This window comes from Streptomyces wedmorensis (genome assembly GCF_000716445.1).
Taxonomy (GTDB): Bacteria; Actinomycetota; Actinomycetes; order Streptomycetales; family Streptomycetaceae; genus Streptomyces; species Streptomyces wedmorensis.
On sequence record NZ_JNWK01000002.1, the window covers coordinates 128,978 to 152,221 of the forward strand.

The following is a 23,244-nucleotide window of genomic DNA, read 5'->3' on the forward strand; positions in this document are numbered from 1 at the left end:
CGCGGCGCCCGGGAGCGTGACGGGAGAACCGCCCGCATGCTCGAGTCCAACGAAGACACCAACGCCCCCGGTGACAAGCTGCCGCCGCGCCGCAGGCGCCGCGCCGCTTCCCGCCCCGCCGGTCCGCCGGTGACGGGCGCGACCGCCGAGACGACCCCGGCGGCCGTCGAGGCCCCCGCCGCGGAGGCCGCACCGGTCGAGGCCGAGGCCGCCCCGCCGGCCCGCACCCGCCGCCGCGCCACCCGCAAGGCCACCGCCCCGGCCGCCGAGACCCCGGCCGTGGAGCCCGCGGTCAAGGAGACCCCCGTGGCCGAGGCCGCCGCGCCGGTCGTCGAGGAGGCCGCCGAGGCCGCCCCGGCGCGCCCCGCGCGTCGCCGTGCCACCCGCAAGGCCACCGCGCCCGTGACCTCCACGGCCGCCGCCGAGGAGACCGCGGAGCTCACGGAGACCGCGCCGGTCGCCGTCGAGGAGCCCGCCGAGGAGGCTGCCCCGCCGGCCCGTACCCGCCGTCGTGCCACCCGCAAGGCCACCGCCCCGGCCGGTGCCCCGGCCGCCGCGGAAGAGGCCGCGGAGCCCGTGGCCGCCGCCCCGGCCGCCGAGCCGGTGGTGGAGACCGCCGCCGTCGAGGCCGCCCCGCCGGCCCGTACCCGCCGCCGTGCCACCCGCAAGGCCACCTCGCCCGAGGTGACCACCGAGACCGCCGCCGCCGAGGTCACCGCGACCGAGGCCGCCGTCGGCGAGTCGCTGCCGCCGTCCGCCGTCGCGCAGATCGCCGCCGACGAGGCCGAGGTCACCGCCGCCGAGACCGCCGCCACCCGTGGCCGCGGCCGCCGTCGCGCGACCTCCCCGCAGTTCACCTCCGAGCCGGCCCCGGCCCGGGAGCCGCGCCGCGCCGCGCGCCCCTCCGTCGCCGTCTTCCAGGCCCCGGTCTTCACCGAGCCGATGTTCCAGACCCCGGAGACCGCCGCCGCGGCCGCCGCCGCCGTCGCGGTGGAGCCGGAGGAGGACGAGACGGTCGAGGAGATCGAGGAGATCGAGGTCGTCGAGGCAGAGGTCGCCGAGGCGCCCGAGCCCGCCGAGGCGCCCGAGCGCGCCGAGGGCGGCTCCCGCCGCCGTCGCCGCCGCCGTGGCGAGCCCGTCGCCGTCGAGCCCGTCCCGGCCACCGTCGCCGACGAGCCCGAGGTCGAGGCCGTCGCGGACGAGGTCGAGGAGGCCGACGAGACCGAGGACGCCGACGAGTACGGCGACCGCCCGTCCCGCCGTCGCCGCCGTGGGGGCCGTCGCCGCCGTCGCGGTGAGCTCACCGAGGTCGAGGAGGCCGAGGAGGGCGAGGAGCCGCACGCCGAGGACGAGGCCGAGGAGGCCGAGGACGGCGAGGAGGAGACCGAGGAGGCCGACGGCTTCACCGGCGGCTCCAGCAGCTCCCGTCGCCGTCGCCGTCGCCGCCGTCGCAGCGGGGACACCGCCGCCGACGCCGAGGGCACCGACGAAGAGGGCGTCCGCACGGTCGTCAAGGTCCGCGAACCCCGCCCCGCCCGTGAGAAGGCCGAGCCCGGCACGGGCGCGGACGAGGTCCAGTCCATCAAGGGCTCGACCCGTCTGGAGGCCAAGAAGCAGCGCCGCCGCGAGGGCCGTGAGCAGGGCCGCCGCCGCGTCCCGATCATCACCGAGGCAGAGTTCCTCGCCCGCCGCGAGGCCGTCGAGCGCGTCATGGTCGTCCGCCAGAACGGCGAGCGCACCCAGATCGGCGTCCTGGAAGACAACGTGCTCGTCGAGCACTACGTCAACAAGGAGCAGGCCACCTCGTACGTCGGCAACGTCTACCTGGGCAAGGTCCAGAACGTCCTGCCGTCCATGGAGGCCGCCTTCGTCGACATCGGCAAGGGCCGCAACGCCGTCCTGTACGCCGGCGAGGTCAACTTCGAGGCGCTCGGCATGGGCAACGGCCCGCGCCGCATCGAGACCGCCCTCAAGTCCGGCCAGTCCGTCCTCGTCCAGGTCACGAAGGACCCGATCGGCCACAAGGGCGCCCGTCTGACCAGCCAGGTCTCCCTGCCCGGCCGCTACCTCGTGTACGTGCCCGAGGGCTCGATGACCGGCATCAGCCGCAAGCTCCCGGACACCGAGCGCGCGCGCCTGAAGACCATCCTCAAGAAGATCGTCCCCGAGGACGCGGGCGTCATCGTGCGCACCGCCGCCGAGGGCGCGAGCGAGGACGAGCTGCGCCGTGACGTCGAGCGACTGCAGGCGCAGTGGGCCGACATCCAGAAGAAGGCCGCCCAGATCTCGACGTCCGCGCCGAGCCTGCTCTACGGCGAGCCGGACATGACCGTCCGGGTCGTCCGCGACATCTTCAACGAGGACTTCTCCAAGGTCATCGTCAGCGGCGACGACGCGTGGGAGACCATCCACGGGTACGTCTCGCACGTCGCGCCCGACCTGGCCGACCGCCTGTCCAAGTGGACGAGCGAGGTCGACGTCTTCGCGACGTACCGGATCGACGAGCAGCTCATGAAGGCGCTGGACCGCAAGGTCTGGCTGCCGTCCGGCGGCTCGCTGGTGATCGACAAGACCGAGGCGATGATCGTCGTCGACGTCAACACCGGCAAGTTCACCGGCCAGGGCGGCAACCTCGAAGAGACCGTGACGAGGAACAACCTCGAAGCGGCCGAGGAGATCGTGCGCCAGCTGCGGCTGCGCGACCTCGGCGGCATCGTCGTCATCGACTTCATCGACATGGTCCTGGAGTCCAACCGCGACCTGGTGCTGCGCCGCCTCCTGGAGTGCCTGGGCCGTGACCGGACCAAGCACCAGGTGGCCGAGGTCACCTCGCTCGGCCTGGTCCAGATGACCCGCAAGCGGGTCGGCCAGGGCCTCCTGGAGTCCTTCTCCGAGACCTGCGTCCACTGCAACGGCCGCGGCGTCATCGTGCACATGGAGCAGCCGGCGACCGCCGGTGGCGGTGGCGGCGGCAAGCGCTCGAAGAAGCGCGGCCGCGGCGGCGCCGAGCACGTCCACGAGCACGAGCACGAGCAGGTCGAGGCCGCGGAGGCCGAGACCGAGACCGAGGCCGAGGTCGCGGCGGAGCTTGCCGCCCCGATCGCCCTGCCGGAGCCGATCGGCGCCGACGAGGAGCTGTACGGCTCCGCCGCCGAGGCCGAGGCCGCCGCCACCCGCGGTCGCGGCCGCCGCCGCGCCACCCGCCGGGTGTCCGCACCGGTCACCCCGGCACCGGTCGTGGAGACCGAGGCCGTCGTGTACGAGCCGGAGCCCGTCGCCGCCCCGGCGCCGGTCGTGGAGCCCGCGCCCGTCGCCGAGACGCCGGCCGAGCCGGTCGTCGAGGAGGCCGCCGCCCCGGCCCCGCGCGGTCGCCGGCGTGCGACCCGTCGGGTGACCTCCCCGGTCGTCTCCACCGCGGAGACGGTCGCCGAGGTCGTCGCCGAGCCCGCCCCGGTCGCCGAGCCGGTCGCCGAGACCGCCCCGGAGCCGGAGCCCGCCGTGGAGCCGGTGGCCGAGCCCGCCGTCGAGGAGGCCCCCGCGGCCGCCGCGCCGCGTGCCCGTCGCCGGGTGGTCCGCAAGGCCACCGCTCCCGCCGGCTCGCCCGCGGGCTCCGAGGAGGCCGCCGTCGTCGTGGTCGCCACCGCGCCGGCCGAGGCCGCCGAGGCGGAGGTCGCCGAGACCGAGGCCGCGCCGGCCAAGAAGACGGCGGCGCGCAAGACCGCGAAGAAGGCCACGGCCAAGAAGGCCGCCACCAAGAAGACGGCGGCGACCAAGAAGACCGCGGCGAAGAAGACCACCGCCAAGAAGGCCCCGGCCAAGAAGGCGGCGGAGAAGACCACGGCTCCGGCCCAGGACTGATCCACCGGATGCGGGCCGTCCCTCCACGGGGGCGGCCCGCACCCGCTCGGGCGAATTTGACCCCTTGTGGCAGCCGCCCGTAACCTAGACCGTCGGCGTGTCTGATCGACGCGTCGCGCCTCTGAGCACCTCCCTCCCGCTCGTCGGGAGAGGCCGCTCGTCCGATTCCGGAACGCCGCGGGCCCCCGGGCCCGTGTGAGCGGCTGGCTTCAGAGGTTCCCATCCCGAGTGAGAGAGAGATCCGCGTGTACGCCATCGTGCGCAGCGGTGGTCGCCAGCACAAGGTTGCTGTCGGCGACATCGTTGAGGTTGACAAGATTTCCACTGCCAAGGTTGGCGACACGGTCGAGCTCTCGACCCTGCTCGTTGTCGACGGCGACGCCGTGACCAGCGACCCGTGGGTCCTGGCCGGTATCAAGGTCACGGCCGAGGTCGTGGACCACCACAAGGGCGCCAAGATCGACATCCTGCGCTACAAGAACAAGACCGGCTACCGCCGTCGCCAGGGTCACCGCCAGCAGTACACGGCGATCAAGGTCACCGGTATCCCCGCGGCTGCGAAGTAAGAGGGACTGAGACATGGCACACAAGAAGGGCGCATCGTCCACCCGGAACGGGCGCGACTCCAATGCCCAGCGGCTCGGCGTGAAGCGCTTCGGCGGTCAGGCCGTCAACGCTGGTGAGATCCTGGTCCGCCAGCGCGGCACCCACTTCCACCCGGGTGCGGGCGTCGGCCGTGGCGGCGACGACACGCTGTTCGCCCTGCAGGCCGGTGCGGTGCAGTTCGGCACCCACCGTGGCCGCAAGGTCGTGAACATCGTTCCGGTCGCCTGATCGGAACTCTTTGCGGAGGCGGACCTCACTTCCCCTACGGGAAGCGGGTCCGCCTTTCGCGTGTTACTAGATAGACATTCCGCACGTAACTCTCTGGAGGCACACCCATGACCACCTTCGTGGACCGCGTCGAGCTGCACGTCGCCGCGGGTAACGGAGGCCACGGCTGCGCCTCCGTTCACCGGGAGAAGTTCAAGCCGCTCGGCGGACCCGACGGCGGCAACGGCGGTCGCGGCGGCGACGTGATCCTGGTCGTCGACCAGGCGATCACCACGCTGCTCGAGTACCACCACTCGCCGCACCGCAAGGCCACCAACGGCCAGCCCGGCGCCGGCGACAACCGCTCCGGCAAGGACGGCCAGGACCTGGTCCTCCCCGTGCCCGACGGCACCGTCGTCCTCGACAAGCAGGGCAACGTGCTCGCCGACCTCGTCGGCCAGGGCACCACCTTCATCGCCGGCCAGGGCGGCCGCGGCGGTCTCGGCAACGCGGCGCTCTCCTCCGCCCGCCGCAAGGCCCCTGGCTTCGCGCTGCTCGGTGAGCCCGGCGAGGCGGGCGACGTCGTCCTGGAGCTCAAGACCGTCGCCGACGTGGCGCTCGTCGGCTACCCGAGCGCGGGCAAGTCCTCGCTCATCTCCGTGCTCTCGGCCGCCAAGCCGAAGATCGCCGACTACCCCTTCACGACGCTCGTCCCGAACCTGGGCGTGGTCACCGCCGGCTCGACCGTCTACACGATCGCCGACGTCCCCGGCCTGATCCCGGGCGCGAGCCAGGGCCGCGGCCTGGGCCTGGAGTTCCTGCGCCACGTGGAGCGCTGCTCGGTCCTCGTGCACGTGCTCGACACGGCGACGCTGGAGTCCGACCGCGACCCGGTCTCCGACCTCGACATCATCGAGGAGGAGCTGAAGCAGTACGGCGGCCTGGAGGACCGGCCCCGGATCGTCGTCCTCAACAAGATCGACATCCCGGACGGCCAGGACCTCGCGGACATGATCCGCCCCGAGCTCGAAGAGCGCGGCTACCAGGTGTTCGAGGTCTCCGCCGTGGCCCGTACGGGTCTGAAGGAGCTCTCCTACGCCCTCGCCGGCATCGTCGGCGAGGCGCGCGCGGCCAAGCCCGTGGAGGAGGCGACCCGTATCGTCATCCGCCCGAAGGCCGTCGACGACGCGGGCTTCACCGTCACCTACGACGAGGCCGAAGAGGTCTACCGGGTGCGCGGCGAGAAGCCCGAGCGCTGGGTCCGCCAGACCGACTTCAACAACGACGAGGCCGTCGGCTACCTCGCCGACCGCCTCAACCGCCTCGGCGTCGAGGACCGGCTGCTCAAGGCCGGCGCCCGCGCCGGCGACGGCGTCGCCATCGGCGCCGACGACAACGCGGTCGTCTTCGACTGGGAGCCCTCCATGATGGCCGGCGCCGAGATGCTCGGCCGCCGCGGCGAGGACCACCGCCTCGAAGCCCCCCGTCCCGCCGCCCAGCGCCGCCGCGACCGCGACGCCGCGCGCGACGACGCCCAGCGCGAGTACGACGAGTTCGACCCGTTCTAGCGGGTCGGGTGGCTGCGCCGGTCGCCGGACGGAGTCCGGCGCGGCCACCCGATGCCGGTGAGGCCCCTGGGCCGACGCGTGTCGGCGCACCGCACCCGTTCCAGCGGGGCCGGCCCGGCCTGGTCGCCGGGGATTCGGGGGCGGGCCGGGTGGGGGAGGGGCTCCCGTACGATTCACGGGTGAGCGAGAGTGTCCCCCCGCAGGTCGCGGACCGTGTCAGTGTCGTCGTCATCTCGTACAACGACGCGGCGCGCGTCGGCGACGCGATCCGCTCCGCGCTCGCCCAGGGCGACGCGGTCGGCGAGGTCATCGTCGTCGACGACGCCTCCGGGGACGACATGCCCGGGGTGCTCGCCGGTTTCTCCGGCGAGCCGCGGGTGCGGCCGCTGATCCGCGAGGAGAACAGCGGCGGCTGCGGAACGCCCCGCAACGACGGCGTCGCCGCCGCCGTCCACCCGTACGTCCTGTTCCTGGACAGCGACGACCTGCTGATGCCCGGCGCCGTCGACGGGCTGCTCGCCGTCGCCGCCGAGCAGCGCGCGGACGTCGTCGCCGGCGTCTGCGTGCGACGCGAGCTGCCCGAGGGCCGCGAGACGGTGTGGGCGCCCTCGCTGTACGACGTCTCGCAGGGCGCGACGCTCCCGGGCACCGTCCTCGAAGGCATCGAGAAGCATCCCGAGTTCGTCCTCGACACCCTCTCCGTCAACAAGCTGTACCGCCGCGACTTCCTCGACGCGCACGCGATCCGCTTCCCCGACGGCGCCTTCCACTACGAGGACTTCGTCTTCAGCGCCCGTGTCCAGGCCGCCGCCCCGCGGCTGGCCGTGACCGACGTGCCGGTGTACGTGTGGCACGTGCGGCGTCAGGCCGCGACCCTCTCGATCTCGCTGCGCCGCGCCTCCCTGGCCAACTGGGAGCACCGGATCGCCGCGCACGCCGCCGTCGTCGACGTGTTCCGCGCCGCGGACCGCCCCGCGCTCGCCCTCGCCGCGCAGACGAAGTTCCTCGACTACGACCTCCCCATGTACCTGCGCGAGCTGCCGCAGCGGACCGCCGCCTACCGGGCCGACTGGTGGACGGTCACCCGTGCCCACCTGGCCGGGTTCGACGCCGCCGCCGTCGCCGAGGCACAGGCGCCGTCCCGCTGGCTGCACGCCGCGCTCACGGCCCTGGCCGCCGTGCCGGAGGGCCGCGAGCTGAGCCGGTTCGTCGAGCTGGCCGCCCCCAGCCCCCGCCTCGTCCCCCCGTACCCGCGCGCCGAGGACGGCACCCCTGTGCTGGCCGCCGCCCCCGCCGACGTACCGCTCGACGGTCTGGCGGAGCTGGCGCCCGCCGATCTGCCGGTCGCCGTGGACGGCGTCGTCGCCGTCGGCGGGGCGACCCGGCTGACCCTGACGGTGCACGACCTGTACGGCAGGATCGGCGCGCTGCGCCCCACCGCCGTAAGGGTGGAGTTCACCGAACGGGTGTCCGCCGCGGGACTGCCGGTCGAGGCGCCGCTGGTGCCCGCCGCCGAGGGCTGGACCGCCACCGTGCGGGTGCCGACCGCGAAGCTGCTCCGTCCGGGCCGACTCGCCGCCTGGTCGCTCCACGCCGAACTGCGTTACGCGGACGGTTCGACCGGAAGGGCCGAGGTGAGGGCGCCGCAGGGGTTCGCCGGGCGGCGCGGAGTCGTCGTCGGGCGACTGGGCCGGCCGCTGCTCGTCCAGGTGGTGGCGTCGGCGCGGCGCGGGCTGGTCCTCCGCCTCGCCGGGGGCGCGGTCGGCGCCCGTCAGGTGCTGTCGGGGCGGTTCAGGAGGCTCCTCGCGATGCGGTGAACATCACCGAAGGTGCGGTGGAGCAATTATGGAACAATTCATCCCGCCGGTAGTCTTGCCGGTCGCTGGGTGGCGCCGACCCGACTCGCTGTGGCGGCACCCGACACCACTGAAGCCGTGACGCGCCGTGACCCAGGGCGCGGGCAGCGCCGTGGCGAGTCGGTCAGGCGCCGGATTCGCCGCACGCACTTGTGAGAGGACTTGGATGCCGACTAGCGACGTCCCTGATGTGAGCGTCGTCATCATCGTCTACAACGATGAGGAACGGCTCCCGCGAGCGGTCCGGTCGGTGCTCGACCAGACCCTGAACAACCTCGAAGTGATCATCGCCGACGACTGTTCGACCGATGGCACCGAGCGCGTCGCGCGTTCCCTGGAGGCCTCCGACCCGCGAGTGCGCTACGTGCGGCTGGAGCAGAACAGCGGCGGCTGCAGCGCCCCCCGCAACCGCGGCATCGAGGTCGCGCGGGCCCCGCACGTCATGTTCCTGGACAGCGACGACGAGCTGCCCCGCCACGCCTGCAAGAGCCTGCTGCTCGTCGCCGAGGAGACCGGCGTCGACTTCGTCACCGGCGAGGTGACCCGTCTCTTCGAGGAGACGAACACCACCGGCCTCTGGTACCCGCACCTCTTCACCGAGCGCCGGGTCGTCAACGGCATCGCCGAGCGCCCCGAGTACTTCTTCGACCACCTGTCGACGAACAAGCTCTACCGGACCGCCTTCATCCGGGACAACGCCCTCACCTTCCCCGAGGGCATCCACTACGAGGACCAGCTGTTCTCCGCGCAGGCCTTCTCGCTCGCGGAGTCCTTCGCCGTCGTCCCGTGGTCGGTGTACACCTGGCGCCTCGCGCCGGAGAGCGTCTCCATCTCCTCCAGCCGGCACAAGATCCAGAACGTCGCGGACCGTATCGGCGTGGCCCGGCTCATCGACACCTGGTTCGAGGAGAACGGCCGCGGCGCGCTGCGCGCGGAGAAGGACTACAAGTTCCTCCGCCACGACTTCCGCCTGTACCTGGGCGACCTGCCGTTCCGTGACCTCGAGTGGACCGCCGAGTTCGCCGACGTGGTGAACCCGTACCTGGACGAGATCTCCGACGAGACCTACGCCCGGCTCTCCCGCGAGGAGCGCATCTGCATCCACCTGCTGCGTACCGGCCGCCTGGCGGAGCTCCAGGTCGCCGCCCGCCAGCTGGGCCGCCCGCAGCTCGCCCCCCGCTTCGTCACCGAGGAGGGCGAGGCCACCTACTGGGGCGCCGAGACCCCCGCGGACGACGCGAGCCGCCGCGAGCTGGACATCAGCGAGTGGCACATGAACCGGCAGGTCCTCGCGAGCGGACGCCTCCGCCACGAGCTGACCTCCGTGAAGATGCGCGGCCCGATCCTGTGCCTGGACATCCGCACGTACGACCCGTCCGGTCTGATCACCGACGGCACCGAGGCCACGGTCAAGCTGGCCGCCCACAAGAAGCCGCTGTCCGTACCGCTGGTTCTCCGTCCCGACGGCGACGGGCAGTACGTGTCCCACGCCGAGGTCGACCTGCGCAAGGTGCCCGTCGGCAAGGTCGGCGTGGCGACCCGCCGGCACCCGGTCATCGCCCTGGAGCGCGACGGCGCCCATCGCACGGACGTCCTGCTGGCCGAGCACGACCAGCCCGACTTCCGCGCCACCGTGACCTACCACAAGTTCGGCATCCACTACCTCCGCGTCAAGGCGGAGCAGAAGGGCGCCGGGCGACTCGAGGTGACCTGGCAGCGGTCCGGTGTCCTCAAGACGCTGGAACCGCTCGGCCCCTACGCCCGCAAGGCGAAGGACAAGGTCGGCAAGGTCAAGAAGATCCTCGTCGGCAACGAGGGCAAGGCCACGGCGTACGACGTCGTCTCCAAGCTGCCGCGCAAGCGCAGCCTCGCCGTCTTCGAGGCGATGGAGGGCCGCGGTTACGCGGACAACCCGCGTTACATCTACGAGGAGCTCAAGCGCCGGAACCTCCCGATCGACGTGGTCTGGGTGTACTCCGGCAACCGTGCCTCGTTCCCGAAGGACGTCCCGGTCGTCCGGCGCGGCAGCTTCGCTTACGGCCGCGCGCTGGCCCGCGCCACCTACTGGGTGGACTCCCACAACCTGCCGTACCTGTACCCGAAGCCGAAGGGCACCCGGTACCTGCAGACGTGGCACGGGCAGACGTTCAAGGCGATGGGCTTCGACGTGCCGTCGCTGCGCCAGGCGCCGGCCGCCGAGCAGGAGGCGTTCCGGGCGGGCGTGGCCCGCTGGGACGCGCTGGTCTGCCCGAGCGCCGAGTTCGAGCGGACCTTCGTGCCGGCCTTCGAGGTCTCGGCCGACCTGATCCGCTCCGGCTACCCGCGCAACGACGTGCTGGTGCGCTGGGCCGAGCCGGAGCAGCAGGCCAGGGTGGCCGCCGCCCGTGAGGCGCTGCACATCCCGTCCGACCGCAAGGTGCTGCTCTACGCCCCGACGTTCCGCGACGCGGCCCGCCGCACCGGCCAGTCGGTCCGGGTGGACTTCGAAGCGCTGGCCCCGTACCTGTCCGACGAGTGGGTCGTCGTCGTGCGCACCCACCCGTACGACCGGTTCAAGATCGACCCGGAGCTCGGCCACTTCCTCCGCGACGGGTCCACGTACGCCGACATCAACGACCTGATGCTGCTGTCGGACGCGGTCCTCACGGACTACTCGTCGCTGATGTTCGACTACGCCAACACCGGCCGTCCGATCCTGCTCTACACGGACGACTACGAGGCCTACCGGGGCGGCGACCGCGGCACGTACTACGACCTCGAAGAGATCGCGCCCGGGCCGATGCTGACGACCACCGAGGACCTCGCGGCAGCCGTGCGGGACCTGGACGGCGTCCAGGAGCGGCACGCGCAGCGGTACGCGCGCTTCCAGGAAATGTTCTGCTCGTACGAGACCGGCCACGCCAGCAAGATGGTGGTCGACGCTTTTTTCGAAGGCGGCACCCATGACTGAGGCCTCCCCTGCCCGTAAGAACGTGTTCTTCGTCGGTATCGACGTCGACTCGATGGGCGGATCCCAGCGGGTGCTGCACACCCTCGCCCAGGGCATGGGAGAGCGCGGTCACCGGGTGGAGCTGATCGGCATCCGTCCGAGCCCCGAGCCCTTCCCGTACAACGCCGAGCGCTCCTACCGGCACTCGACGCTCTACCCGGCCCCCGTCGAGCCCAAGGCGCCCGTGCGCACGGTCGGCGACCGGCTCAGCCTGGCACGCCGCGCCGAGACCCGGCGGGCCCGTGCCGAGCGGGACACCGCTCGCGCGGAGATCGAGCGGAAGCTCGCCGAGGTGAAGGACGGCTACATCGTCTTCGGCTCGCCGTGGGCGGTGGACTGGATCATGCCGCTGAAGTGGCGGCACCTGAAGGGCATCGGGCAGTACCACGAGTCCTTCGCGCAGGCCAAGCGCAGCGCCAACCTGTCGCTGATCCGGCGTCACTACCCGGAGCTGGAGCAGACGCTGGTCCTCTCCGAGGGCGACGCGGTCGAGTTCGTCAACCAGCGCGTGCCGAACGTGCGGGTCATGCCGAACCCGCTGCCGTTCTACCCGGACGAGCAGGCCCCGCTCGACACCCGCAAGATCGGCGCGGTCGGCCGTCTCGACCCGATCAAGCGGTACGACCGGATGATCGAGGCCTTCGCGGAGGCCCACAAGGGCCGCGAAGGCTGGGAGCTGCACCTCTTCGGCGAGGGTCCGCTGGAGAGCGAGCTGCGGATGACCGCCGCCGACCTCGGCGTCGCCGACCAGGTCGTCTTCCGGGGTACGGCCAAGGACATGGCCGCCGCCTACCGCGAGCTGTCGATCGTCGCGATCAGCAGCGAGCGCGAGGGCCGGCCGATGGCGCTGGCCGAGGCCGCCGCCTGCGGTGTGCCCTGCGTGAGCTTCGACGTCTCCGGCGGTGTCCGGGAGCTCGTCGCGGACGGCGTCACCGGCACCCTGGTGCCGCCGGCCGACGTGCCGGGTCTCGCCGCCGCGCTCGGCGAGCTCATGGACGACGACGCCCTGCGGCAGCGCTACGGCAGCGCCGGCCGGGAGCACGTCGCGCACCTCGCACTGCCGCACGTCCTCGACCAGTGGGAGGCGGCGTTCGCCGAGATCGAGCGCTAGAACCCTCGTCGAAGCCCCGTCCGGACCGCGCGTCCGGGCGGGGCTTCCGCGTGCCCGGGGCCGTCCGCGGAGTCCTCCGGGGGGTTCGGGGGCTGTGGCTACACTGTCCGAATGACCTGGCTCATCACCGGCGGCGCCGGTTACATCGGTTCCCACGTCGTCAAAGCAATGACCGAGGGCGGCGAGCACGTCGTCGTGGTCGACGACCTCAGCACCGGCAACCCCGCGCGCATCCCCGACGGCATCGTCCTGGAGCAGGGCACGGTCCTCGACCGCGCCTTCCTCGACCGGGTGCTGCGCGAGCACCGGATCAAGGGCATCGTCCACCTGGCCGGCAAGAAGCAGGTCGGCGAGTCCGTCGAGAAGCCGCTGTTCTACTACCACGAGAACGTGACGGGCCTCCAGGTCATCCTCGACGCCGCGGTCGCCGCGGGCGTGAAGAGCTTCCTCTTCTCCTCGTCCGCCTCCGTCTACGGCATGCCCGACGTCGACCTCGTCACCGAGGACACCGAGTGCCTGCCCCTCAGCCCGTACGGCGAGACCAAGCTCGTCGGCGAGTGGATGGCGCGCGCCGTCGGCCAGGCCCACGGCCTGTCCACCGCCTGCCTGCGGTACTTCAACGTGGCGGGCGCCGCCGCCCCGGAGCTCGCCGACACCGGTGTCTTCAACCTGGTGCCGATGGTCTTCGAGCGCCTCGACGCCGGCGAGTCCCCGCGCATCTTCGGTGACGACTACCCGACGCCGGACGGCACCTGCATCCGCGACTACATCCACGTCGCCGACATCGCCGACGCGCACCTGGCCGCGGCCCGCGCGCTCGTCGCGGCGGGCGAGGCCGGCGAGACGGCCACGCTGACCCTGAACATCGGGCGCGGCGAGGGCGTGTCGGTGCGCGAGATGGTGAACCTGATCAACGAGATCACCGGTCACACCGTCGAGCCCCTGGTCACCCCGCGTCGCCCCGGCGACCCGGCGCGCGTGGTCGCCTCGGCCGAGCGCATCGAGTCGGAGCTCGGCTGGAAGGCGCAGCACGACGTCCGCTCCATGATCAGCTCCGCCTGGGAGGGCTGGGGCGCGAACCGAGCGGCCCGCGCCGCCGGCTGACGCGTCCGGTCCACCGGCAGAGCGGGGTGCCCCCACGGGGGCACCCCGCTTCCGCATGCCGTCGAACGAGCGGTCGACAAGACATCCCTAGGGCCGGTGGATCCGGTCGACGCGGTAGTACGTGGCCGTGCACCGGGCCGCCCAGTCGCGCTCGTACGAGGAGGCGAACAGGGGCTCGCTGAGGCCGCCGATGAGGAGGGGCCCGTAGGCGACCTCACGGGCGCCCGCCGCGACCTCGCTCCGGATGCGGGCGTTCTGACGGTCCCAGGCGACGCTCCGCACCACCGTGGCCGTGGTCAGCTCGCGCACCGGCTGCACCAGGGCGGCCGCGCTGCCGAGGGCGACCGCGCCCGCCGCGACCAGCGCGGCGGCGCGTCCGGCGGGGCGCGGGACGGGTGCCAGGAGACGACGGCCCAGCAGGTACCCGCCCCACGCCCCGTACGCGCAGAGGGCGAGCAGCAGGGGGAACAGGAAGTTCGTCCAGGTGCGGCCGTACGTCCAGCCGGTGTCCCCGTAGCCGCTGCGCAGCCCGTGGACGACGGCCAGGCTCGCGAGCAGGACCAGCGGGAGCGGCAGGAGCACCATGACGAGGAAGAGCCACCGCGGGGGGAGCCCGCCGGGACGGTCGTCGCGGCCGACTGCGCGGGTGGTGCGGGCGGTGCGTTCCGAGTGGTCGGTGCGTGCTGTGCGTTCCGATTGGTCGGTGCGGTCGGTGCGGTCGGTGCGGTCGGTGCGGGCGGCGCGGTCCTTGCTGTCCGTTCGGTCCGTGCGGCCCGTCCTGGCCGTCTCGTCCGTCCGCGGGCGGGCCGCGGCCAGGGCCAGGCCGAGGAGGGCGCCGACGGCGAGGGCTCCCGCGTACGCGCCCTGGCCGCCGATCGTCTGCCAGACGCGCCACCAGTCGTGGAAGGTCTCCCCGAGCCCGGCCAGTGACAGCGACTCCTGGGGGTGCTGCGCGCGCCGCCACCGGGCGCCCGGCGAGGTGTAGAGGAGGGTGAGGCCGGTGGCGAGACCGAGGCAGGCGGCCGCGCACCAGGTGGAGACGTACCGGTCCGCGGCCCAGCCGAGCCGTGGCAGACACAGGACGCCGACGGTGGCGGCGAGCAGCCCGCCCACCAGGGTGAAGGGTTCGCTCAGCATGCCGAGCGCCACCCCGGTCACCAGCGCCGATCCCACCGCCGCGCCCCGGGCCCACCGGGGTCCGCCGCGCGCGGCCCGAACGGCGGCGAGCACCGCCCAGAGCCCGATCACGCTCGGCAGCGTGTGGGAGATGGCCGCCGGCGCCCAGAGCAGCACCTGGTACGAGCGGGTGCCGGCGAAGAACAGCAGCGCCGAGAGCAGGGCCGCCGCGGCCACGAGCAGCACGACGGGCGGCCGGGGGAGGCGCAGGGCGCGCAGGGCCGCGCGGGCGAGGAAGAAGAGCCCGCTGCCGAGCACGACCACCAGCACGGCGGGCAGCAGCTTCGGGCCCCGCATGTCGTCGGAGTAGAGCAGTCCGGTCAGGAAGGCGTTGGTGACGCGCCCGTTCTGGGTGCTGTAGAAGTCGGCGGTGATGCCCAGGACGCCCATGTCCCGGGTCTTCCAGAGGGCGCACCAGTCGTCGGAGGTGGGGCGCACGTAGAGGCCGAGGAAGGCGCCCACCGCGAGCAGTGCCGCCGCTCCGGCGGCGACGACGAGCGCGATCCCGGACGCCGCCCGCCGCAGGCCGTCGCCGCGCGTGCCGTCGTCGTCCCCTCCGCCGTCGCGCGTCCGTGCGTCGCCGTGCTCCGAGACGGTCGTCCTGTTCAACGGTCATCGCTCCAGCCGGCCACGGTCCGCGGCACGTCGTCCTAATGGGTGACGAATGGGTGAAATGCCACGTATATCAATATCTTCCCCGCATGCTTTGCTGCATGGACGACATGCCGACCGGGAGCGGTCACTCGGGCGACGCACGGTCGTCACCGCCGCTCCGTACCGTGGCCGGGCTGCTCGAAGGAGAGCTCGGTGGCGGTCCTTCAGGACGTACTCTCGCCCATCCCTCTGGAGTGACCGTTCCATGACCAGGCTTTCCGTCGTCGTCCCCTGCTACAACGAGGAGGACGTCGTCGAGCGGTTCGACGCCCGCATGCGACAGGTGCTCGACACCCTCCCGGTCGGCTACGAGATCTGTTACGTGGACGACGGCAGCTCCGACGGAACGCTGGGCAAGCTGCGCGAGATCGCCGCCCGGAACCCGCACCGTACCCAGTACGCCTCCTTCAGCCGCAACTTCGGCAAGGAGGCCGCCATGCTCGCGGGCCTCCGCAAGTCCACCGGCGACGCCGTGGTCATCATGGACGCCGACCTCCAGCACCCTCCCGAGCTGCTCGCCCGAATGCTCGACCTCTACCACCAGGGCCACGACCAGGTCATGGCGCGGCGCACCCGCGAGGGCGACAAGAAGCTCCGCTCGGCGCTCAGCCGCGTGTACTACCGGGCGGTCAACCGCTGGGTCGACGTGGAACTCACCGACGGCGTCGGGGACTTCCGGCTGCTCTCCCGCCCCGCCGTCGACGCCCTGCTGTCGCTGCCCGAGTACAACCGCTTCTCCAAGGGGCTCTTCTCCTGGATCGGCTTCGACACCGTCACGTTCGACTACCAGAACGCCGCACGCGAGGGCGGTGAGACGAAGTGGAAGTTCAGCTCCCTGCTCAACTACGGCATGGACGGGCTGATCTCCTTCAACAACCGCCCCCTGCGCATCGCCCTCTGGCTCGGGATGACGCTCAGCGGCCTCGCCGTCCTCTACGCGGTCTGGGTGACCGCGGCCGCCCTCACCCAGGGCGTCACCGCCCCCGGTTACGTCACCCTGGTGGCGATCATCGTGGGACTCGGTGGCGTCCAGATGGTGATGCTGGGGCTGATCGGCGAGTACATCGGCCGCATCTACTACGAGACCAAGCGCCGCCCGCACTTCCTCGTCAAGGAGACCCACCGCTCCTTCGGCCGCGCGGCCGCCGAGCGCGCCGCCGCCGAGCGCATCCGCGTCGTGACCGCCGACCGGGAGCGCTGATGGCGAAAGGCTGCAGGAGCGACCGGGATTCCGCCCAGGGGGCCGGTGGAAGGCGTGCGCGCCTCGCGCAGATACTCCGGTTCGCGCTGGTCGGCGGGGTCAACACCGGCACGTTCTTCGGGTGCTACCTGCTGCTCCACCCGTGGATGCCGTACTTCGCCGCGTACTCCCTCGCCTTCCTCCTCAGCATGATCGGCTCCTTCTTCCTCAACACCTACTTCACCTACCGCACCCGCCCGACCTGGAAGAAGTTCGCCCTCTTCCCGCTCACCAACGTCACCAACTACCTGGTGCAGAGCGTCGGTCTCTACGCCCTCGTCACCTGGGCCGGGATGGACGACAGGATCGCGCCACTCGTCGCCGCCGTCGTCGCCATCCCCTTCACCTACCTCGTCTCGCGGCGGATCCTGGTGCCCCGGAACGCTCGGACGGCCCCCGGCGAGCCCGGTCCAGGAAGCGAAACGGACGAGCGGCGGCACTCCCGGCTCGCGTAGATTGCCTGGCAGCCGCGGCGGGGAGCGCGCGGCCGTGGACAGCCGGGTGAGGCCGTGAGGCCGAGTGAGGACGACGCAGGTGGCAACGCAGGTGACGGGACAGACGGACGTGACGAGGCAGTACGTGACGGAGGCCCGCAGGATCGTCGTCAAGGTCGGCTCCTCGTCCCTCACCACCGCCTCCGGAGGCCTCGACGCCGACCGCGTCGACGCCCTCGTCGACGTGCTCGCCAAGGTCCGCAGCGGCGGCGAGAAGGAGATCGTCCTCGTCTCCTCCGGCGCCATCGCCGCGGGCCTCGCCCCCCTCGGCCTCACCCGCCGCCCCAAGGACCTCGCCCGCCAGCAGGCCGCCGCCAGCGTCGGCCAGGGCCTCCTCGTCGCCCGCTACACCGCCTCCTTCGCCCGCTACGGCGTCCGGGTCGGCCAGGTCCTCCTCACCACCGACGACACCAGCCGCCGCGCCCACTACCGCAACGCGTACCGGACGCTCGACCAGCTCCTGGCGATGGGCGCACTGCCCGTCGTCAACGAGAACGACACCGTCGCCACGGACGAGATCCGCTTCGGCGACAACGACCGGCTCGCCGCGCTCGTCGCCCACCTCGTCCGCGCCGACCTGCTGGTCCTCCTCTCCGACGTCGACGGGCTGTACGACGGCGACCCGGCCAAGCCCGGCACGTCGCGGATCGCGCAGGTCACCGGCCCCGAGTCGATCGCCCACGTCGAGATCGGCGCGGCCGGCAAGGCGGGCGTCGGCACCGGCGGCATGGTCACCAAGGTCGAGGCCGCCCGCATCGCCGCCGCCGCCGGCATCCCCGTCGTCCTCACCTCCGCGAGCCGGGCCGCCGACGCCCTCGCCGGCCGCGACACCGGCACGTACTTCCACTCCACCGGCCGCCGCTCCGCCGACCGGCTCCTCTGGCTCGCCCACGCCTCCACTCCGCAGGGCTCCCTCACCCTCGACGACGGAGCCGTGCGCGCCGTGGTCGAGGGCAAGAAGTCCCTGCTCGCGGCCGGTGTCGCCGCCGTCGAGGGCGACTTCGTCGCCGGTGACCCGGTCGAGCTGCGCGACACCGCAGGCCGGGCCGTCGCCCGCGGCCTCGTCAACTTCGACGCCAAGGAACTCCCCCGGATGCTCGGCCGGTCCACCCGTGAACTGGCCGGGGACCTCGGACCCGAGTACGAACGCGAGGTCGTGCACCGCGACGACCTGGTCGTCATCGCCTGACCGTCCCACGCCCGGTCGACCGACCCCTACGAAACGGCCGAAAGTCCGGCCATCCGGAAGGGACGTTTACCAAAACCGCCCCATGTAAGGCCTCGGACTGGTCAACTTTGTCTCGGGGGTAAGACAAGGCGGGGTACAGCACCACACGCATCACACAGGAGGCCGCCGGTGAGACGAGCGCGCCCAGGGGCACCGCCCCGCGGGACTGCCGAACGCGCCCTGACCAGTGTCGAGGCCGGAGCCGACTTCGACGAGGTACGGGACAGGTCGACGGACAGGAAGACCGAGACCACCACCGAGACGCGTGAGTCACGCGAGACACGCGAGGCACGCGGCAAGGAGCAGCCCGAGTCCAAGCTCTGGCACATCACCCTCAGCGTCTCCGGCGTGGAGTCGCCGCTGAAGGAGGTACGGCGCGGGCTGGAGCAGCTCGCCCACGACCACCCCTTCCTGCTGACCAGCCGCTACGCCAACGACCACGCCGAGATCCGCTACTGGGAGGAGGCCCGCGACCTGCACGACGCCGCGGCCGTCGCCCTGCGCCTCTGGGGCGAGCACCGGCAGACCGCCAAGCTGCCGCCCTGGGAGATCGTCGGCCTTGAGGTCATCGACCGCGAGACCTACCACCAGCGGATCGCGGAGGGCTACGGCCCGCCGCCGGCCGCCCCGGTCGGGGTCCACCCCTACTGACCACCCCGGCCGCGGCCCGGTTCCCGGGCCCGCCCCCGTGGCGGGCCATGTCTCGGAGTGCGGGATACGTGAGGGATGTCCGCAGAGGTGCCAGTACCCTGCGGACATGACCTCGCTCACGCCCTTCGACAACCTCTCCCCGGTCGCCCGGGCCGCCTACCGGGCCCGTGGCGCCGCCGCCGAAATCGCGCCACTCCCGCGCGCGGCCAAGGACGACGCCCTGCTGGCGATCGCGGACGCCCTCGAAGTGCGCACCGCAGAGATCGTCGAGGCCAACGCCGAGGACATCGCCAAGGCCCGCGAAGCCGGGACCAGCGAGGCCATCATCGACCGGCTCACCCTCACGCCGGAGCGCGTCCGGGCCATCGCCGCCGACGTCCGCGACGTCGCCGCACTGCCCGACCCCGTCGGCGAGGTCGTCCGCGGCTCGACCCTCCCCAACGGCATCGACCTGCGCCAGGTCCGCGTGCCGCTCGGCGTCGTCGGCATCATCTACGAGGCCCGCCCCAACGTCACCGTCGACGCCGCAGCGCTCTGCCTCAAGTCCGGCAACGCCGTCCTGCTCCGCGGCTCCTCCTCCGCGTACGCCTCCAACACCGCCCTGGTGACCGTCCTGCGCGACGCCGTCGGCGGCGCGGGACTGCCCGCCGACGCCATCCAGCTCGTCCCCGGCGAGTCCCGCGAGTCCGTCCGCGAGCTGATGCGCGCCCGCGGCCTCGTCGACGTCCTCATCCCGCGCGGCGGCGCCTCCCTCATCCGGACGGTCGTCGAGGAGTCCACCGTCCCGGTCATCGAGACCGGCACCGGCAACTGCCACGTCTACGTCGACGCCCAGACCGACCTCGACATGGCCGTCGACATCCTGCTCAACTCCAAGGCCTCGCGGGTCAGCGTCTGCAACGCCGCCGAGACCCTCCTCGTCCACCAGGACGTCGCCGAGGCCTTCCTGCCCAAGGCCCTCGCCGCCCTCGCCGACGCCGGCGTCACCGTCCACGCCGACGAGCGCGTCCTCGCCCTCTCCGAGGGCTCCAAGGCCACCGTCGTACCTGCCACCGCCGAGGACTGGGAGACCGAGTACCTCTCGTACGACATCGCCGCCGCCGTCGTCGACTCCCTCGACAAGGCCGTGGAGCACATCCGGATGTGGTCCTCCGGCCACACCGAGGCGATCGTGACCACCTCGCAGGCCGCCGCCCGCCGTTTCACCCAGCTGGTCGACTCGACCACGGTCGCCGTGAACGCCTCCACCCGGTTCACGGACGGCGGCCAGTTCGGCTTCGGCGCCGAGATCGGGATCTCGACCCAGAAGCTGCACGCCCGGGGCCCCATGGGCCTTCCCGAGCTGACCTCGACCAAGTACATCGTCACCGGTGACGGTCACGTGCGGTAACACCTCCTTTCGGTACGTGCGGGGAGGGTTCGCACTCTCCCTGCCCAAAACCACCTCGCGGGTCTACTCTGAATCCGTGCCGGACGACGTGGGGGGCCAGCCGTTCCAGGACGGCGGGGACCCCGATGACGGTGTCGACCGCGGAGGCGCCGACGAGGTCTACGCCGCCGTGGTGTTCGACGAGGACTTCGTACGGGCCGCCACCATCCACGAGCCGACGGCGGTGGAGCGGCTCCTCGCCGCCGCCCAGGCCCGCGCGGAGGCCGAGGCGGCCCGCGCCCGCGCCGGTATCGGAGCGGCCGACGACGACCCCTACGAGGACGGGCGCGACCCCGTAGGCCTCACCTACGAGCCCGACGACGTCGGCGACGACGCCAGCCCCTACGGGCGCCACGGCGGCGCCCTGCGCCCCTACCGGGGCACCGCCCGCTGGCACCGGCCCGTGGCCTGGATCCTCGCCCTCGTCATGGGGATCGGCATGGTCGCCCTCGCCTTCAGTGCCGTCTACCGGGGCGCCGCGGCCAACCGCGACGATCAGGTCCCGCCGCCGGCCACCACCGGTGTCGACACGCCGAAGCCCCTTCCCGCCCCGCCCGCGGACCACGCGCCCGCGGCCAGGTCCGCCGCGTCCGAGTAGCGGCCGCGTACCGGCCCGCCGGCGCCGGTACGCCCCGACGGCGGAATTCTTCCGAACTTGTCGTGTAGCTGGGCGTTTACCGAAGCGCCCGCAGACCTACCCTGAAGGTATGGCAGGGCGTGGCGACCCGCCTGAGGGGACGCCCGAGGGGTTCCCCGGCGGTGGTGAGGACGAGTACCGATCCGTCGTCTTCGACGAGGCGTTCGTCCGTGCTGCCCGCCTCCAGGAGTTCTCCGCCCAGGAACGGATGGGCGAGCACGCCCGGGCCGTCCGGAGCCGCCCCTCCGCCTGGGAGCGCCGCAGCAGCTCCCGCCAGGCGGCACTGCTGGTCCTGCTGATCCTCCTGGCCTTCGGGACCGCCATCTACCTGGGCGTCCGCAACCCGTACCAGCCCCCGGTCGACCAGCGGGCCGAGCCGCTGCGGACCACGGTGGTCCCCCTCGCCCCTCCGGGCCCGGTCCCGGGTGGCGATCCCGCCCGGCTCTTCGCGCACAGCCCGGCCGCCGAGTACCGCACCGGCGCCGCCGGCATCAACCTGCCGGTCGCCGGACGCACCTCCCACTTCGCCGAGAGCCAGGTCGTCACCGCCCTCGGCATCGCCAAGGACTACCTGGTGGCCTCCTCCCTGGATCCCGACGTCCTGTCCGGGGCGACCGTCCGGCCCGTACGGCTGCTGCTCGACCCGGACCAGCTGGAACAGTTCGACCGGAGCGTCGAGTCGCCCGCCGACGACGGCCGTCACGCCCTCGCCGGCTGGCTCGTCCGCTTCGACCCCCGGCAGGCCGTCGTCACCGACCCCGCCACCCGCGTGCAGGGCATCCTCCGCTTCGAGGAGACCGGCCCCGACACGCTGGACGTCACCGCCGACCACACGTACACCTACGCCCTCCGCCCGGCCGTCCAGGGCGCCGGGCCGGTCGCCGCGGCGTCCCTCTTCACCGTCCACCGCCAAGTGCACTTCCGCTTCGACCGCGACGACCTGCGCATGCACCGGGCCGAGCTGCTGATCAGCACCGTCGAGGCCGGACCGCAGGCGTGCGGAGCCGACACCACCGGCTCGCTCAAGCCGCTCCTGGCCGGGGCGCGGGTCCCCGACACGGGCGGTGGCCCGGCGGTCACCGACCCGTACGCCACGGGCCGGCCCGCCGCGCCCTCGCTCTGCGGAGCCCTCGCCCCGAGCGCCCAGCCCTCGCTCTGACCGTGCGGTGCCGGGCCCTCAGCCCTCGGCTCCGGCCGTCCGTGGCGCGGGCCCTCAGCCCTTGATCCGGGCCCTCAGCCCTTGACGGCCGGGCCCGTGGCGCCGGGCCCTCAGGCCTCGCTCCGGCCGTCCTGGGTGCCCGTCGTGCCCTCGTCCTCGGCGTCCGCCTTCCTGGGGTCCTGACCGGTCCCGAAGCGGTTGCGCAGCCGGCCGCCCAGGTCGCCCGCCAGGTCACCGGCGCCACCGGCTATGTCCCCGAACAGCTTCATCAGCGGATCCTTGCTGGTCCGCACCGTATCGGCGTAGTGCCCGGCCGACTCCCGGAAGGAGTCCGTGACCGAGGTGTCCTTGTCCTCCGAGCGCTTCGGGTAGTGCCCGTCCATGATCCGCTGGAAGTCGCGGCTCTCCGACCACTTCTTCAGCTCCGCCGCCCGGACGGTGGTGAACGGGTGCGAGCGCGGCAGCACGTTGAGGATCTTCAGGACCGAATCCCGCAGGTCCCCGGACTTCTCGTACTCGTCGGCCTGGGCGAGGAACGCGTCCACGTTCATCTCGTGCAGGTGGTTGCCGCCGGCGATCTTCATCAGACCGCGCATCGAGGCCTGCACGTCCTGCCCGACCAGCAGCCCGGCCCGATCGGCGGAGAGCTCCGACTTGCGGAACCACTCGCGCAGCGCGGTGACGATGGCCATGATCGCCACGTTCCCCAGTGGAATCCAGGCGACCTTGACCGCCAGGCCCGTGAGGAAGAGCAGGATCGTGCGGTAGACGGAGTGGCCGGAGAGCGCGTGGCCGACCTCGTGGCCGACGACCGCCCGCATCTCCTCCTCGTCGAGGAGCTCCACCAGGCCGGTGGTGAGCACGATGATCGGCTCGTCCAGGCCGATGCACATCGCGTTGGGCTTCGGGTCCTGCGCCACGTACATCGGCGGGACCTTCTCCAGGTCCAGGACGTAACAGGCGTCCCGCAGCATGTCGTTGAGATGACTGAACTGGGCGTCGCTCACCCGGACGGAGTCCGAGAGGAAGAGGAGCCGCAGGCTGCGCTCGGGCAACAGGCCGCTGAGGGCCTTGAAGACCGTGTCGAAGCCGCTGAGCTTCCGCAGGGCCACGAGGGCCGAGCGGTCGGCCGGATGTTCGTAGGCCCGCGAGGAGATGCCCGGGAACCGCTTCCGCTGCCTGCTCGGCACGTTCCCCTGGTCGTTCTCGGTCATGGATGCCCCCTGTTCGTACGAGTCGGTGCTCGTCCCCCTGACTGAACCCACCCTAGGCGCTGG

General features: G+C 72.6%; 17 protein-coding genes. 15 read left to right on the forward strand and 2 right to left on the reverse strand.

Annotation, left to right across the window (positions count from 1 at the left end; translation table 11 throughout):
• Positions 1-36 precede the first annotated feature (36 nt).
• From OO54_RS01785 to galE, 8 genes are all read left to right on the forward strand, one after another.
• Positions 37-3,858, forward strand: a complete 3,822-nt coding sequence (locus OO54_RS01785) for an Rne/Rng family ribonuclease (protein ID WP_033201097.1) — start codon at positions 37-39, stop codon at positions 3,856-3,858.
• Positions 3,859-4,103: 245 nt separating this feature from the next.
• Complete coding sequence (gene rplU / locus OO54_RS01790) at positions 4,104-4,424, forward strand: 50S ribosomal protein L21 (protein ID WP_015033583.1); 321 nt, start codon at positions 4,104-4,106, stop codon at positions 4,422-4,424.
• A gap of 13 nt (positions 4,425-4,437) precedes the next feature.
• Positions 4,438-4,692, forward strand: a complete 255-nt coding sequence (gene rpmA, locus OO54_RS01795; RefSeq protein ID WP_003976205.1) for a 50S ribosomal protein L27 — start codon at positions 4,438-4,440, stop codon at positions 4,690-4,692.
• A gap of 107 nt (positions 4,693-4,799) precedes the next feature.
• Positions 4,800-6,239, forward strand: a complete 1,440-nt coding sequence (gene obgE, locus OO54_RS01800) for a GTPase ObgE (protein ID WP_033201098.1) — start codon at positions 4,800-4,802, stop codon at positions 6,237-6,239.
• Positions 6,240-6,418: 179 nt separating this feature from the next.
• A complete protein-coding gene (locus OO54_RS01805; RefSeq protein WP_033201099.1) occupies positions 6,419-8,056 on the forward strand; it encodes a glycosyltransferase family 2 protein in 1,638 nt (545 codons plus the stop codon).
• Between the two features lie 205 nt (positions 8,057-8,261).
• Complete coding sequence (locus OO54_RS01810) at positions 8,262-11,045, forward strand: bifunctional glycosyltransferase/CDP-glycerol:glycerophosphate glycerophosphotransferase (protein ID WP_033201100.1); 2,784 nt, start codon at positions 8,262-8,264, stop codon at positions 11,043-11,045.
• On the forward strand, positions 11,038-12,195 hold the full coding sequence (locus OO54_RS01815; protein ID WP_026058232.1) for a glycosyltransferase: 1,158 nt from the start codon (positions 11,038-11,040) through the stop codon (positions 12,193-12,195). The genes OO54_RS01810 and OO54_RS01815 overlap by 8 nt, the downstream gene beginning before the upstream one ends.
• A 111-nt stretch (positions 12,196-12,306) precedes the next feature.
• Positions 12,307-13,299, forward strand: coding sequence for a UDP-glucose 4-epimerase GalE (gene galE / locus OO54_RS01820; RefSeq protein WP_017239299.1), 993 nt, complete (start codon positions 12,307-12,309; stop codon positions 13,297-13,299).
• An 87-nt stretch (positions 13,300-13,386) separates the two neighbouring features.
• Here the strand turns inward: galE and OO54_RS01825 are convergent, their stop codons facing one another.
• Positions 13,387-15,084, reverse strand: coding sequence for a hypothetical protein (locus OO54_RS01825; RefSeq protein WP_033201101.1), 1,698 nt, complete (start codon positions 15,082-15,084; stop codon positions 13,387-13,389).
• Between the two features lie 250 nt (positions 15,085-15,334).
• Between OO54_RS01825 and OO54_RS01830 the strand changes: the two genes are divergently transcribed.
• From OO54_RS01830 to OO54_RS01860, 7 genes are all read left to right on the forward strand, one after another.
• Positions 15,335-16,330, forward strand: a complete 996-nt coding sequence (locus OO54_RS01830; protein ID WP_033201102.1) for a glycosyltransferase family 2 protein — start codon at positions 15,335-15,337, stop codon at positions 16,328-16,330.
• On the forward strand, positions 16,330-16,824 hold the full coding sequence (locus OO54_RS01835; RefSeq protein WP_051786651.1) for a GtrA family protein: 495 nt from the start codon (positions 16,330-16,332) through the stop codon (positions 16,822-16,824). Before OO54_RS01830 ends, OO54_RS01835 begins: the two co-directional genes overlap by 1 nt.
• Positions 16,825-16,948: 124 nt before the next feature.
• Positions 16,949-18,052, forward strand: coding sequence for a glutamate 5-kinase (gene proB, locus OO54_RS01840; protein WP_033201196.1), 1,104 nt, complete (start codon positions 16,949-16,951; stop codon positions 18,050-18,052).
• Between the two features lie 168 nt (positions 18,053-18,220).
• Entirely contained in the window at positions 18,221-18,742 is a 522-nt protein-coding gene (locus OO54_RS01845) for a hypothetical protein (protein WP_033201103.1), read from the forward strand.
• A gap of 106 nt (positions 18,743-18,848) precedes the next feature.
• On the forward strand, positions 18,849-20,132 hold the full coding sequence (locus OO54_RS01850) for a glutamate-5-semialdehyde dehydrogenase (protein WP_033201104.1): 1,284 nt from the start codon (positions 18,849-18,851) through the stop codon (positions 20,130-20,132).
• A 76-nt stretch (positions 20,133-20,208) separates the two neighbouring features.
• Positions 20,209-20,769 (forward strand): SCO2584 family spore wall biosynthesis protein, encoded by a 561-nt coding sequence (locus tag OO54_RS01855; RefSeq protein WP_033201105.1) that lies wholly within the window; start codon positions 20,209-20,211, stop codon positions 20,767-20,769.
• Positions 20,770-20,878: 109 nt separating this feature from the next.
• Entirely contained in the window at positions 20,879-21,967 is a 1,089-nt protein-coding gene (locus OO54_RS01860; protein ID WP_033201106.1) for an SCO2583 family membrane protein, read from the forward strand.
• A 110-nt stretch (positions 21,968-22,077) separates the two neighbouring features.
• Here OO54_RS01860 and OO54_RS01865 read toward each other — a convergent pair whose 3' ends face one another.
• The gene (locus OO54_RS01865; protein WP_033201107.1) at positions 22,078-23,181 is read right to left on the reverse strand and encodes a M48 family metallopeptidase; all 1,104 of its coding nucleotides are present in this window, start codon (positions 23,179-23,181) and stop codon (positions 22,078-22,080) included.
• Positions 23,182-23,244 lie beyond the last annotated feature (63 nt).